This window comes from Kaistella flava (ex Peng et al. 2021) (genome assembly GCF_015191005.1).
Taxonomy (GTDB): Bacteria; Bacteroidota; Bacteroidia; order Flavobacteriales; family Weeksellaceae; genus Kaistella; species Kaistella flava.
In genome coordinates this window covers 2,920,173-2,934,697 of the sequence record NZ_CP040442.1, presented here as the reverse complement: position 1 = coordinate 2,934,697, position 14,525 = coordinate 2,920,173, and the positions used below count along the sequence as shown (strand labels likewise).

At 35.7% G+C, this 14,525-nt stretch carries 13 protein-coding genes; 7 read left to right on the top strand and 6 right to left on the bottom strand.

Going from position 1 to position 14,525, the window contains the following annotated elements; translation table 11 throughout:
- Positions 1–14: 14 nt before the first annotated feature.
- The 4 genes from Q73A0000_RS13110 to Q73A0000_RS13095 all read left to right on the top strand — a co-directional run bounded on the left by Q73A0000_RS13110 (position 15) and on the right by Q73A0000_RS13095 (position 4,599).
- On the top strand, positions 15–290 hold the full coding sequence (locus Q73A0000_RS13110) for a hypothetical protein (protein WP_193813728.1): 276 nt from the start codon (positions 15–17) through the stop codon (positions 288–290).
- 298 nt (positions 291–588) lie between these two features.
- Positions 589–1,677, top strand: coding sequence for a peptide chain release factor 1 (gene prfA, locus Q73A0000_RS13105; protein WP_193811373.1), 1,089 nt, complete (start codon positions 589–591; stop codon positions 1,675–1,677).
- 145 nt (positions 1,678–1,822) lie between these two features.
- Positions 1,823–3,940, top strand: a complete 2,118-nt coding sequence (scpA, locus tag Q73A0000_RS13100) for a methylmalonyl-CoA mutase (protein ID WP_193811372.1) — start codon at positions 1,823–1,825, stop codon at positions 3,938–3,940.
- A 17-nt stretch (positions 3,941–3,957) separates the two neighbouring features.
- The gene (locus Q73A0000_RS13095; protein WP_193811371.1) at positions 3,958–4,599 is read left to right on the top strand and encodes a hypothetical protein; all 642 of its coding nucleotides are present in this window, start codon (positions 3,958–3,960) and stop codon (positions 4,597–4,599) included.
- Here the strand turns inward: Q73A0000_RS13095 and Q73A0000_RS13090 are convergent.
- From Q73A0000_RS13090 to Q73A0000_RS13070, 5 genes are all read right to left on the bottom strand, one after another.
- Positions 4,596–5,102 carry a hypothetical protein gene (locus tag Q73A0000_RS13090; protein WP_193811370.1) on the bottom strand — a complete coding sequence of 169 codons (507 nt, stop codon included), beginning with the start codon at positions 5,100–5,102 and terminating at the stop codon, positions 4,596–4,598. The genes Q73A0000_RS13095 and Q73A0000_RS13090 overlap by 4 nt on opposite strands.
- Before the next feature lie 317 nt (positions 5,103–5,419).
- A complete protein-coding gene (gene sufD, locus Q73A0000_RS13085; protein WP_193811369.1) occupies positions 5,420–6,739 on the bottom strand; it encodes a Fe-S cluster assembly protein SufD in 1,320 nt (439 codons plus the stop codon).
- A gap of 57 nt (positions 6,740–6,796) precedes the next feature.
- The gene (sufC, locus tag Q73A0000_RS13080; protein ID WP_193811368.1) at positions 6,797–7,540 is read right to left on the bottom strand and encodes a Fe-S cluster assembly ATPase SufC; all 744 of its coding nucleotides are present in this window, start codon (positions 7,538–7,540) and stop codon (positions 6,797–6,799) included.
- 124 nt (positions 7,541–7,664) lie between these two features.
- Entirely contained in the window at positions 7,665–9,116 is a 1,452-nt protein-coding gene (gene sufB / locus Q73A0000_RS13075; RefSeq protein ID WP_193811367.1) for a Fe-S cluster assembly protein SufB, read from the bottom strand.
- 23 nt (positions 9,117–9,139) lie between these two features.
- Entirely contained in the window at positions 9,140–9,469 is a 330-nt protein-coding gene (locus Q73A0000_RS13070) for a HesB/IscA family protein (RefSeq protein ID WP_193811366.1), read from the bottom strand.
- A gap of 149 nt (positions 9,470–9,618) precedes the next feature.
- Between Q73A0000_RS13070 and Q73A0000_RS13065 the strand changes: the two genes are divergently transcribed.
- Entirely contained in the window at positions 9,619–10,434 is an 816-nt protein-coding gene (locus tag Q73A0000_RS13065; RefSeq protein WP_193811365.1) for a GLPGLI family protein, read from the top strand.
- Between the two features lie 56 nt (positions 10,435–10,490).
- Here the strand turns inward: Q73A0000_RS13065 and Q73A0000_RS13060 are convergent, their stop codons facing one another.
- Entirely contained in the window at positions 10,491–11,255 is a 765-nt protein-coding gene (locus Q73A0000_RS13060) for a murein L,D-transpeptidase catalytic domain family protein (protein ID WP_193811364.1), read from the bottom strand.
- Between the two features lie 144 nt (positions 11,256–11,399).
- Between Q73A0000_RS13060 and Q73A0000_RS13055 the strand changes: the two genes are divergently transcribed.
- Positions 11,400–11,774 carry a hypothetical protein gene (locus tag Q73A0000_RS13055; RefSeq protein ID WP_193811363.1) on the top strand — a complete coding sequence of 125 codons (375 nt, stop codon included), beginning with the start codon at positions 11,400–11,402 and terminating at the stop codon, positions 11,772–11,774.
- Between the two features lie 68 nt (positions 11,775–11,842).
- Positions 11,843–14,515 (top strand): TonB-dependent receptor domain-containing protein, encoded by a 2,673-nt coding sequence (locus Q73A0000_RS13050; RefSeq protein ID WP_193811362.1) that lies wholly within the window; start codon positions 11,843–11,845, stop codon positions 14,513–14,515.
- The last annotated feature ends 10 nt before the right edge of the window (positions 14,516–14,525 follow it).

Here is a 14,525-nt window from a genome sequence, read left to right as displayed (position 1 = left end):
AATCTATTACAATGATGATGTTATCAGCATTTTTTCCTTTCTACCAGTTCCTTTGGACCGTTTATTTCGTATGCATGTTCCTCGTAGGATTCTGGTGTATTTTCATGTTCTTCGGATATGTAATCCCAATTTGGCTTACGGCTGGATTAGCTGAATATTTCGGAAAGACAAAACCTTTCGATCCAGAAGAAGTAAGAAGAAAAATAATGACCGAGCAAGAAGGCGTAGAACTTCTTTACAGCAACCCAAAAGGGCGTGGTCCATTTCTTCACACCGACGGTCATCACTAGTTGATGTCATTGCTTTCCCACTTTAATTCCGGGAAAAGCAATCGCAAAGCAAAACCATATATAATAATCAGTTTCTATTTTTAGGAACTGATTTTTTTGTTGAGGAGCGTCACTATTTTCGTTTCTTTTCAATCTCTCACCCGCTTTCCACTATATCTTTTTTTCGTCCTTCCTCCTCAAAAAAGGATGCCGTTGCAATCGGGGCTGGAATAATATTTCGGTCTTCTTTCCTTAGCCAAATTGATTCTTTTAACTTGGCTCATTTTTCTTTATCTTTGCAAACTACAAAAAATCAGAAATGTCAAAGTCACTTATACCGAAACTCGAAGCCATTAAACAACGCTACAACGAAGTTGCAGATCTTATTATTCAACCGGATATTATTTCTGATCAAAAGAAATATTCTACCCTGAATAAAGAATACAGCGACTTAGGGAAAATTGTGGCTGTATTCGATCAGTATATGCAAGCTCTAAATACCATTGAAGAATCCGACGAAATTATCGCCGATGGTTCTGACAAAGAGTTTGTCGAAATGGCAAAACTGGAAAAATATGAAATGCTTGACAAAATTCCAGGCTTAGAAGAACAACTAAAAGTTCTTTTAATTCCGAAAGATCCAACAGACGATAAAAACGTAATCGTTGAACTTCGTGCCGGAACAGGTGGAGATGAAGCTGCAATTTTTGTGGAAGATGTGTACAGAGCTTACGCAATGTACTTCAAATCAAAAGGTTGGAAACACGAAATCACCGATTCCAGTGAAGCTTCAAAAGGATACAAAGAATTGATTTTAAGAGTGGAAGGAAATGATGGTGTTTACGGAATCATGAAATTCGAATCCGGCGTTCACCGCGTACAACGTGTGCCTGAAACAGAATCTCAAGGTAGAGTCCATACGTCAGCAATTACCGTAGCAGTTTTACCCGAAGCCGAAGAAGTAGATTTTGAATTAAATCCTGCCGACATCGAAATGCAAACTTCAAGATCCGGAGGTGCAGGTGGACAAAACGTAAATAAAGTAGAAACGAAAGTTCAGTTAACACACAAACCTTCAGGAATGGTGGTTGTTTGTCAACAAGCACGTTCACAGTTGGCCAACCGTGAATTAGCAATGGAAATGCTACGTACCAAATTATACGATATTGAATTGCAAAAAGCAGTTGGTGATGTCGCCGCTCAAAGAAAATCAATGGTTTCCACTGGTGACCGTTCGGCAAAAATTAAAACCTACAATTATTCTCAAGGAAGAGTTACCGATCACAGAATCAACAAATCAATGTACAACCTTGATGCGTATATGAACGGTGATATCCAGGAAATGATCGACGCTGTAATTATGGCGGAGAATGCTGAGAAAATGAAAGGTGAAGAAGATAATTATTAAACCTTGAAGGTTTATTTTATTTCCTTTAACTTATTACGAAATTTTACTAATCAACCCTTTCAGCCTTTAAAAGGCTGAAAGGGTTTTTTAATTGATAAAACTTTTCAAAAATTCGTAACTTTACTTTTTCTAAAGCCAACAAAAAATGCGTCAAAAAATCCAAAATACAAATCCTGATTTTTCCTTAAAATCGGAAGCAACTCTTCCCTACTTTTTTGAAAAAGACGGTTTGGAAATGAAATCCTCTTACACCGAAAACGATTCAAAAACACTCACAGAAAAACAATATTCTGCAGGAGTTGCACCGTATTTACGTGGACCTTATTCAACAATGTATGTTCAAAAACCTTGGACGATTCGTCAGTACGCTGGATTTTCTACGGCGGAAGAATCTAATGCTTTTTACAGACGAAATTTAGCAGCTGGACAAAAAGGTTTGTCAGTTGCATTTGATTTGGCAACGCACCGAGGTTACGATTCCGATCATCCACGAGTTGAAGGAGACGTTGGAAAAGCTGGAGTTGCAATTGATTCTGTGGAAGACATGAAGATTTTATTTAATGAAATTCCCTTGGATGAAATATCGGTTTCAATGACAATGAACGGTGCCGTTTTGCCAGTTTTGGCCTTTTATATTGTAGCGGCAGAAGAGCAAGGAGTTTCGCAGGATAAACTTTCGGGCACGATTCAAAATGATATTTTGAAAGAATTTATGGTACGGAATACTTATATTTATCCACCGACTCCTTCCATGAAAATTATTGCGGATATTTTTGAATATGCTTCTAAAAATATTCCGAAATTTAATTCGATTTCGATTTCTGGATACCACATGCAGGAAGCTGGAGCGACACCAGTTTTAGAGATGGCTTACACTTTGGCAGATGGTTTAGAATATGTAAGAACAGGAATGAAGGCAGGAATGAAAATCGATGATTTTGCACCACGCTTATCTTTTTTCTGGGCCATCGGAATGAATCATTTTATGGAAATTGCGAAAATGCGTGCAGCAAGATATATTTGGGCAAATCTTTTAACACAATTTAATCCTCAAAATCAAAAATCATTAGCTTTAAGAACGCATTCTCAAACTTCTGGTTGGAGTTTAACAGAACAGGAACCATTTAATAATATTACGAGAACTACGATTGAAGCATTATCTTCAGCTTTGGGTGGAACGCAATCTTTACATACCAATGCTTTAGATGAAGCGATTGCTTTACCAACAGATTATTCCGCAAAAATTGCCAGAAATACGCAGATTATTTTACAGCAGGAAAGTGGAATCTGCGATGTCGTAGATCCAATGGGAGGAAGTCATTTGGTAGAAAGTCTGACGCAACAAATGATTGATGAAGCCATGAAATTCATTGATGAAGTTGAATTGGAAGGCGGAATGACCAAAGCAATCGAAGCCGGAATTCCAAAAATGAGAATTGAAGAAGCTGCGGCAAAAAAGCAAGCGAAAATAGATAGTGGCGAAGAATTCATCATTGGCGTTAATTCTTTCAAATCGACTCAAAAACAAATGGAGTTGGATATCTTAGATATCGATAATTCTGAAGTTCGTCGTAAACAAATCGAAAGATTGCATCAAATTAAAACCGATCGAAATGCCGAAGCGGTTACAGAGATCTTAGAAACATTGAAAGAATCCGCAAAATCCGGAGAAGGAAATCTTTTAGAAATTTGCATCGAAGCTGCTCGAAGAAGAGTGACACTCGGAGAAATGAGCGATGCGATGGAAGAAAGTTTCGGACGATATAAAGCCAATATCAGAACCATACAAGGAGTTTACGCCATGAATGCAAGCAAGAATGAATATTTCCCGAAAGCACTCGCCTTAACTGAAAAGTTTGAAGAGCACGAAGGAAGAAGACCTAGAATCATGGTCGTTAAAATGGGACAGGACGGACACGATCGTGGCGCCAAAGTAGTAGCAACCGCCTTCGCAGATATGGGATTTGATGTTGACGTTGCTCCATTATTTCAAACACCGGAAGAAGTAGCGAAACAAGCCGTAGAAAATGACATTCATATTTTGGGCGTTTCTTCTTTAGCAGCTGGACATAAATTTCTTGTTCCGCAAGTTGTGGCAGAATTAAAAAAACTCGGCGCAGATGATATTACAATCGTTGTTGGAGGCGTAATTCCAAAACAGGATTATGAATTTCTTTATAAAAATGGCGCTGATTATATTTTCGGACCTGGAACAAATCTACCGAAATCTGCATGTGAGATTTTGGAAGGATTTCTGAGCTAATTGTTTTAGGTTAAAATGTGGTAAAAAATCTTTTAATTTTAATTTTAGCATTTCTACTTTTTTCCTGTAAGAAGGAGGATGAGAATTTTCATTTAAAATATGAAGTTTTAAATCAACTCATTGCCGCAGATATTTCCGAAAATAAAGCGTCAGGATACACTGAAGAATATTTGTATAAAATTTCAAAGCCAATCGATTTAAAATTTAGAGAAAAATTATCCGAAAAAAAGAACGAAATAATAGAACCAACTCCACCAAGTTCACACGGAATTATTTACTTACCTGAAAACGGCACTTTTACAAAAGATGACTTGGCGTATATCAAAATTCAAATAAAAACGAATTCGAATTTTGTTTTAGATACAGCTAAAATCACCTCCAAAGTTGAATTCATTGATACAGAAAAATTTAAGAAATTTCAGAAGTCACAAGAAAAATATTTATCTGTAAAAGACTATTGGAAAAAGTTCAGAGAAGAATTTGGAGATAAATGTTTGAGAAATTATTCGATTCCTTATTTCAATAAAGAGAAGAATATCTGCATTGTAATTAATTCGATTTCTTGCGGACCACTTTGGGGCGGAGGTGAAACTTCTGTCTATAAAAAAATAAATGGAAAATGGAAAGTCATTAAAACTTTCAATCATTGGGTAAGTTAAAGAGCACTAATTAATTTCTCAACTTCAATTTTCTGATCTAAATATTTTTTCTGCAAATCAGAATTCTCTCCCATTCTTTTATAATATTCCAAAGCTTTTTCTGCGAAGAATTTTTTATGAAAATCTGAAACATCTGGAACGAGTGGAAATTCTTTATGGAAAAGCATTTCGTAATAAGCCTGAAACTCTCTTTCGTTTTTGTCTTCCAATAATGTTTCCGGGGCTTTTTGTCGAACATGTAACATTTCGTGCGCAACCATGTTTGCAACTAAATTCAAATCAAAGTCGAAAAGGTTTCGGGGAATCATGACCATTTGTTTTTCACCGAGAACGCCTTCTGTGGTCAATAACATTTTGTTTGGCTCTAATTCTAGGCGAAAACCTAAGCCAGCAAAATTTTCGCTTTCCAAACCAAAAGATTCAATAAGAAAATGGGCTGCTTCAAAGATTTGATCGTGTTCTTTGTAGGCGTTGAGATGATCTTTGATATGTTCTAGATTCATATTTTAAAGTTTTTTTTTCACGCAATGGCGCAAAGGAGAACGCAAAGAAATAAAAAATCACAATGATAAAAAATTCAAAATTTTAGTGAAATAGTTTTAGCTCAAGCCTTTCTTTGCTTCAAATAAAAAAACGGGCTAAAGCCCGTTTCTATTGATTGTTTTGTTTTTAGAAACAAATTTCATTTTTCATTCCCAGTTGCGACCCGACTTGAGTGGAGCTCTTTTTTATTGTTGGCTGAGCGAAGACGAAGCTAAGAATAAAAAAAGCGGGAATCCTTCGACAAGCTCAGGATAAACTCAGGCGGAAATTTGTCGCCCTAAAAAATATCTTCAAACTCCATATCTACTTCTAATTTCTCTGCCAAAAGTTTGGAGATTTTCACTCGAAGTGGTTCGATATCGATGTTTTCCATGGCGTCATTTGCGAAGGCGAACAATAACATTGCCTGCGCTTCTTTCTTGGAAATTCCACGGGCACGAAGGTAAAACAAAGCATCTTCATTCAATTGACCGACCGTACACCCATGTGAACATTTCACATCATCTGCGAAAATTTCGAGTTGTGGCTTACTGTCAATCGATGCTCCTTCGTCGAGCAAAATATTGTTATTTTGTTGATAAGCATTGGTTTTCTGAGCGATTTTATCTACATAAACTTTACCGTTGAAAACCCCGTGAGATTTGCCTTTGTAAATTCCTTTGTAGTTTTGGTAACTCTCGCAATTTGGCGTTTTGTGGTGAACTGCGGTATGATGATCGACCAACTGTTCGTCGTCGATAATCGTTATTCCGTTCATGAACGAGTTGATATTCTCGCCGTTATGAATAAAATCTAAGTTGTTACGCACCAATTTTCCACCGAACGAAAACGTGTTGACCGTCGTTAAACTGTCACGTTCCTGTTTTGCAAAAGTGTGATCCATCATATAAGATGTGTTACTGTCATTCTGCAATTTATGCCAATCTGCTTTTGCATTTTGGTAAGTGAAAATTTCAGTAACAGAATTGGTGAACACGTAAGTTTCATCAAAATTATGGTGACTTTCAATCACTTCAATTTTAGCACCTTCTTCTGCAATCAGTAGATTACGAGTATTATAGAATGTGTTTTCGTCTTGATTTTGAGAGATGTAGAAAACGTGAATTGGTTTTTCAATCACGACATTCTTTGGAACTTTCAAGAAAAACCCTTGCTTGCAATAAGCGGTATTCAAATTCGTGAACGCTAAATTTTGATCAGCAATCGTATTGAAATAATGATCAAAAACATCTTTATGTTTCGGATCATTTAGAGCATAATTAAAAGAAAGAAGTTCTACATTTTCAATTGAAATTTTTGATAATTCTTTGTGCAGTTTACCATTAATAAATACGATCCAGTCGAAGTTTTCTTCGCCTAAATGCAGTTCAGCAATCTGTTCTTTCGAAATGGTATGCGCTTCTTTCGGGAAGAAATTATAATTCTTCTCGGTGATTTCTCTTAAGTTCGTGTATTTATATTCCTCGTCTTTTTTAGTTGGAAAGCCTAAATGAAAGAATTTTTTCAAGGCAGCATTTCGAGTCTCATCCAGAAAACGGTGTTGAAGCGTGTCTAAAAAAGCAGCGTGGTTGTTTTGTATATTTTCTAATAGAGCCATTGTATTGATTTGAAATTCGACATTTTAAAAGGAAATTTGTGTTTTACAAATCCCAAATTAATTCAAAAGCCAATCGTATCCTTTTTCTTCTAATTCTAAAGCAAGCGATTTATCACCGGTCTTGATGATTTTTCCGTCGGCTAAAACGTGTACAAAATCTGGCTCGATATAATCTAAAAGTCTTTGATAGTGAGTAATTAACAAAACAGCGTTTCCTTCTTTTCTGAAAGAATTAACTCCGTCTGCAACAATTCTCAAAGCGTCAATATCTAATCCTGAATCGGTTTCATCGAGAATCGCCAATTTCGGATCCAACATCATCATTTGGAAAATTTCATTTCTCTTTTTCTCACCTCCTGAAAATCCTTGGTTCAATGAACGCATCAAGAAATCTCTCTTGATATTTAATTTCTCAGAATTTGCTTTTACCAAAGCCAACATTTCTTTTGCCGGCATATTTTCTAAACCTTTTGCTTTTCGGTTTTCGTTAATGGCAGCTTTGATAAAGTTGGTTACGGTAACTCCCGGAATTTCTACCGGATATTGGAAAGAAAGGAAAATTCCTTCATGTGCTCTTTCTTCCGGAGCGTCTTCGATGATATTTTTTCCTTCGAAAAGAATCTCACCGTCTGTTACTTCGTATTCTTCTTTTCCTGCAATAACAGAAGCTAAAGTAGATTTTCCAGCTCCGTTTGGTCCCATGATGGCGTGAACTTCACCTGGATTTATTTGTAGATTGATTCCTTTTAAGATTTCTGCTCCGTCTTGGATTTTTGCGTGTAAGTTGTTAATTTTTAACATAATATGAAATGAGGTAATTAGATAATTTAAAAGTTAATTACTTCCTGTTTTTTTACTGTTATGATATATAAATTCTTTAAAAAAATAAGTTTTGAAATGATCGTTCAAATGGAACAATTAATTTTTATCCAACACTTCCTTCTAAAGATATTTCTAATAATTTCTGTGCTTCGATGGCGAATTCCATTGGTAATTTATTCAATACTTCTTTTCCGAAACCGTTAACAATTAAAGCAATTGCTTTTTCGGTACTGATTCCTCTTTGGTTGCAATAGAAGATTTGATCTTCACCAATTTTAGAAGTAGTTGCTTCGTGCTCCAATTGTGCCGTCGGATTTTTAACTTCGATATACGGGAAAGTGTGTGCACCACATTCATTACCCATTAATAAAGAATCACATTGTGAAAAGTTACGCGCTCCTTTTGCGGAAGGCATCATTTTCACTAATCCTCTATAAGAGTTGTTTGATTTTCCAGCGGAGATTCCTTTAGAAATAATCGTTGATTTTGTATTTTTCCCGATGTGAATCATCTTGGTTCCTGTATCAGCATATTGATGATGATTGGTAACTGCAATGGAATAAAATTCTCCAACTGAGTTATCACCTTTCAAAATACAACTTGGATATTTCCAGGTTACAGCTGAACCTGTTTCAACTTGTGTCCAAGAAATTTTTGCATTTTTCTCACAAATTCCTCGTTTTGTTACGAAATTGAAAACTCCACCCTTACCTTCTGAATCTCCAGGATACCAGTTTTGTACAGTTGAGTATTTAATTTCAGCATCATCCATAGCAAATAATTCTACCACAGCGGCGTGCAATTGATTTTCATCTCTCGCAGGTGCAGTACAACCTTCTAAGTATGACACGTAACTTCCTTCATCTGCAATTAACAAAGTTCTTTCGAACTGTCCACTCCCTGATTTGTTTATTCTAAAGTAAGTTGAAAGTTCCATCGGGCATTTAACGCCTTTTGGAATATAGCAGAAACTTCCGTCTGAAAATACGGCAGAGTTTAATGCGGCGTAGTAGTTATCTCCTCTAGGAACAACCTTTCCAATATATTTACGGACCAATTCCGGATAATCTCGGATTGCTTCAGAAATTGCACAGAAAATAATTCCTTTATCTTTTAAAGTTTTCTGAAAAGTGGTTTTTACAGAAACTGAATCAATCACAATATCCATCGCAACCCCTGAAAGTCTTTTTTGCTCCTCGATATTGATACCCAATTTAGCAAAGGTCTTCAATAATTCCGGATCAACTTCATCTAAACTTGCTAGTTCCGGTTTTACGGTTGGTGCTGAATAATACCGAATTGATTGAAAGTCTGGCTTTTCATAAGTCACATTTGCCCAATCAGGCTCCTCCATTTTCAACCACATTCTGTACGATTCCAATCGCCATTCGGTCATCCATTCCGGTTCTTCTTTTTTCGCCGAAATCATTCTCACAATTTCTTCTGATAAACCAGTCGGAAAGTCGTCATATTCGATATCCGTGGTAAAACCGTATTCATATTTCTGATTTTCAAGATCGACCCTAAGATCGTCTTCTGTATATTTTGTTGCCATTTTTTTTGTAAAAATTAAATGTTTTACAGTGAGAAACTCTCACCGCAACCGCAAGTCCTATTTGCATTCGGATTATTGAATACAAAACCTTTCCCATTCAACCCTGCTGAAAACTCTAGTATTGTTCCTGCTAAATAAAGTACTGATTTTTTATCGACAATAATTTTGATACCATTATCTTCAAAAACCTGATCTGAATCTGTTTTTACATTATCAAATTTCAGAACATATTCTAAACCGGAACAACCGCCGCTTTTTACACCGACTCTTATATAATCTTCAAAAGGCTTAAAGCCATCTTCAGTCATTAACTGAATGGCTTTTTCTCTTGCTAGATCGCTAACTTTTATCATTGTTTTTATTTAGACTTATTTTAGATTGCAAAATTACTAATAATATAATGAATATCAAATTTGCTTCGGTATATTTGTCTATCAATCTCATAGACGTATATATTTAACTTTTACAATCATTTATTATCAAAAAAACAAATTATTAAAGAATGAAAAAAATTGCTATTCTAGTTTTGGGCATCTGTTCCCAAATTGTTTTTTCACAAGCGAATCGTTTTGTGTATCAGGTAACTATGAAACCAGATTCTACGGACAGGAATGTTATCAAAACAGAAACTGCTAATCTTGATATTTCAGGAGCGAATTCTATTTTCTACGCTGAAAACAGAATGAAGAGAGATTCTATACTATCGAGAGCCAGACAGACTGGAAGTTTTAATTTCGATAGAAGTCAGATGCAAGGTTTAAGATCAAACCTGGATTTCATAATTGAAAAAGATTACAAAACCGGAAAAAAAATATATAAAGCAGGAATTCTACGTGATCAATATGCTTACGAAGAAGATCGACCAATGGATTGGAAAATTCTGCCAGAAACGGCGACAATTGGTGAATACAAAACTCAAAAAGCAGAAACGAAATTTGCAGGAAGAACTTGGTACGCTTGGTTTACGACTGAAGTTCCTTTTCAAGATGGTCCTTATAAATTTTCAGGACTTCCTGGTTTAATTGTAAAAGTTGAAGATGCTAAAGGCGATTATAGTTTCGATTTAAAAGAAGCTAAAAAAATTGATGCGATTGCCAGTTTCGATCAAAGAGGTTCAATAATTACTGTTAAAAGAGCCGCCTTTGAAAAGCAGCAGGAGCAATTTAGAAAAGATCCAATGGCAGCGATGGCATCAATGTCTAGCGGAGGTGGTCGAGGTGGATTTAGAATTCAGATGGATCCTAATCAGCGAAAACGAATGGAAGATCGCCAAAAAGAGGAATTCAAGAAAAACAATAATCCTATTGAATTAAAATAAATCAAATAAAAATCCCGGTTAGCAATTGTTAACCGGGATTTTTATTTGATAGTGGACTAGATATTTTCTTCTGACTTCAACCATTTCGAACTGGAGAGATATTGATTGTCGGGATAATAAATAAAAAGACAATTCTTTCCTTTAATGGTATTGATAATCGGTTCAGCCAATGCTCTGGGAACGGCCGGGCAACCCCAACTTCTACCAAGACGTTTTTGACTTTTAATGAAACCTTCGCTCACATAATCGGCGCCGTGCATCACGATTGCTCTTTTGAACGCAGCATCGTTGTAGCCAGAATCCATTCCCATGAGTTTCAACGAATAACCGTTAGAGCCATTGTAAGTTGTTTCTGTAATATAAAAACCAAGACTGCTTTGCAAAGAACTTTCCGTGTTAGAAAATTTCTGAGCGAATTCTTCACCCGTATTCTTTCCGTGTGCGACTAAAGAATTATACAATACTTTCTTTTCATTCAAATCAATAACCCAAAGCCTCTTCTCCGCAGATGACAGCGAAAAGTCACAAATTGTCAATAGATGAGCATCTTCATCAAGCTTTCCTTCTTTTTTAAGATTGGTAAATCCTAAAAAGGCTTTGAAAAAAACGTCGGATTTGAGTTGGTTGATATTGTCGAAACCGATGGAGTTATAAATTTCTTCCGCGTAGGTTGCAGTTGACTTCGGTTCGGCTTTTAGAATTAAATTTTCTGGTTGTATCTTTAAAGGAGTTTCTGTTGGATTTTTCTTTACGTCTTCTAAGGTATAGAAAGAGGTGGCGAAAAATAAAACAGTTATTAAGGGTAAAAGGACCTTCTTCATTTTATATTATGTTAAATGATTTTCAGCTGGCAAAATTACAATTAATTAGCTATCAAGCAATTGAATGATGATTTTTTAACTTTATTTAAGAAGATTTAACGATAATCAGGTTAGGTCAATTATATTTATTAATTTTGCAAAAGCATGTCAAGAACTTTGAAAATATTTTTTATTGTTTTGGGATTGAGTATTTTTATTCTTCCCAAGCAGATGATTTATGCTCAAACGACTTTAGAATGTTGCGATCAGAAATCGATTAAAGACGATTGCTGCAAGACAGAAAAGACAAAATCTTGTCATACTGATCAATCAAAAAACAAATCCGAAAAAACGAATTGTGGAGATGACTGTAATAACTGTCATTCTTGCACGGTTCATTTTGTAATGAATTATCTTACTCCGGAATTTAATTCAACTTTACAAAGACATTTCTTTATTCAGGAGATCAACTTTGAGTACGGAAACTCTTATTTTTCTTCTAATATTCAAAACATTTGGCAACCGCCTAAAATAGGTTAATACATTAGATTATAGCCAAAAGAACGTTCTTTTGGCAACCTTATTCTATTAATTAACTTATTTTAAAAATGAAAACTTTGTTAAAAAGTCTTTGCCTATTTTCCCTATTATTCACTTCTCTTTTATACGCTCAAACTATAACTAAATCAACTTTTTTAGTTAAAGGAGATTGCGCAATGTGCAAAGAAAGAATCGAAACTACCGCAAAAAAAACAGGTGCAAAAACCGCCAACTGGAATGCCGATTCCCAAAAACTTGAAATTGAATTTGATTCAACCAAAACTTCCGCTGATACCATTTTAAAGAAAATTGCAGAGGTTGGACATGACAATGAAAAATACAGAGCATCAGATGATGTGTACGAAAAATTGGCTTCTTGTTGTCATTATGAAAGAGAACCTTCTTTTCTACAAAAAGAAATTTCTGCACAACCTTCAAAAGGAGATAATCAATTTTTTGTCCGTGGAAACTGTGGTTCATGTAAAGCGAGAATCGAAAAAGCTGCTACAAGTGCTGGCGCAGATTCAGCGACTTGGGATGCAGAAACTCAAATTGTAACATTAAATTTTAATCCTTCTAAAACTTCATCAGATTTAATTTTACAAAAAATCGCAGAGGTTGGTCATGACAATGAAAAGTACACGGCAAGAGCTGATATTTACGACAAACTTCCCGGATGTTGTTTGTATGACCGAGAATTACCTTTAGGAGTGAAAAGTGATTTAGTTCATCATGATGAAGCACCTGCTCCGGCACCGAAAAAAGATTTTTCTCAACATGCTGATCATTTCGATAAATCAATCGAAGAAGTTCGATTAATTAAATTGGCTGATGCTACCGCCTTAAGTAAGAAAGAAGCGAGCCTAACCTTTAATATCGGAACCAAAGAATTATTGAAAGCCGCATGTTGTAATTTGTCTGAAAGTTTTGAAACTAATGCAACGGTAGACGTTTCATTTACCAATGCGGTAACCGGAACGAAACAATTGAAAATGCTAGGCCTTGATCAAAAATACACGGCATTAACAAAAGAAAACTTGCCTTCTATTCGCGGTTTGGCAGCACCTTATGGTTTAAATTTAATTCCAGGAAGATGGATTGGCGGAATTCAATTGACTAAAGGAGGAAGCACGGTAGTCAACGGTTACGAAAGTATTACCGGACAAATTAACACCGAACTTTTGAAAGCCGCTGAAAACCCGGAAACAGGTGTAAATATTTTTGCAGATGCTTATGGTAGAGTTGAAACGAATATTACCTCTACCTCAAATCTCAACGAACATTGGAACCAATCGGTTTTACTTCATGGAAATGCCACGTTAGGAAAAACAGATTCTAATCATGATGGATTTTTAGACCAACCAACTGGAAATCAAATCAATGCTACCTATCTTTTAAATTATAATGATTTAGAACATTCTGGTTTAGGAACACATTTCGGGATTAGCTTTGTGAAAGACCAGCGATTTGGTGGACAAACCGCTTTTGATAAAATGATCGACCGTTCACAACAAAGTGCTTACGGAGTTGGAATTGATCTTTCAAGATTTGAAATCTGGAATAAAACCGGTTATATGTTCAAAGACAAACCTTATCAAAGTATCGGTTGGATGAATCAGTTTACGACACATCAACAAAATAGTTTTTTTGGTCAGAGAAATTATTGGGGAAATCAAAATACGTTTTACTCCAATTTGGTTTTTGAAAGTATTATCGGAAATACGAATAATAAATTCAAAACTGGAGCGAGTTTTTTATACGATCAATATGACGAAGATTATCTGACGCACAATTATAAAAGAACAGAAACCGTTCCGGGAGTATTTTTCGAATATACTTTGACAGGATTGAAATATACTTTGGTTGCAGGAGCCAGAACGGATTTTCATAATCTAGCAGGAACGCAATTTACCCCAAGAGTGAACTTTAAATACGACGTCACTGATAAGACCATTCTTCGACTTTCAGCTGGAAGAGGTTTTAGAACGGCCAATATCTTTGCGGAAAGTCAGCAATATTTCGGATCAAACAGACAAATCGAAATTTTAGGAAATGGTGGAAAAATCTATGATTTACAGCCAGAAATCGCCTGGAATTACGGAGCAAGTGTTCAGCAGGAATTTAAATTATTCAACAGAAAAGCAAGTTTAGTTGCAGACTTCTTCAGAACAGATTTCCAAAATCAAGTGTTGACCGATTTAGATCTTTCACCACAGAAAATCGTATTCTACAATCTTGAAGGAAAATCTTTTGCCAACAGTTTTCAAACTCAATTGGATTTTACACCAGCGAAAAATTTAGAAATGAGACTGGCGTATAAATATTATGATGTGCAGGCAGACTTCCTGGGAGGACAAAGAGAAATTCCATTTATGGCAAAAAACAGAGGATTCTTTAACGCGTCTTACTCCACGGATAAAACGGATGAAGGTGCTTTCTGGAACCTCGATGCAACATTTCAGTTAATCGGACAACAGAAACTTCCAAACTTAAATTCGAATCCTTTGGAATACAGATTGCCTGAATATTCAAAAAGTTATTCAACGCTTAATGCACAGATTTCAAGAAACTTTAATAAAAGCATTCGTGCTTATGTTGGTGGCGAAAACTTACTAGGTTATACGCAGAGTAATCCTATTATAGATGCTCAGAATCCTTTCGGAAATTACTTTGATGCGGGAATGGTTTACGCGCCGATTATGGGAGCAAATGTGTATTTCGGCTTAGACTTTAAGTTCTAATTAAATTTCC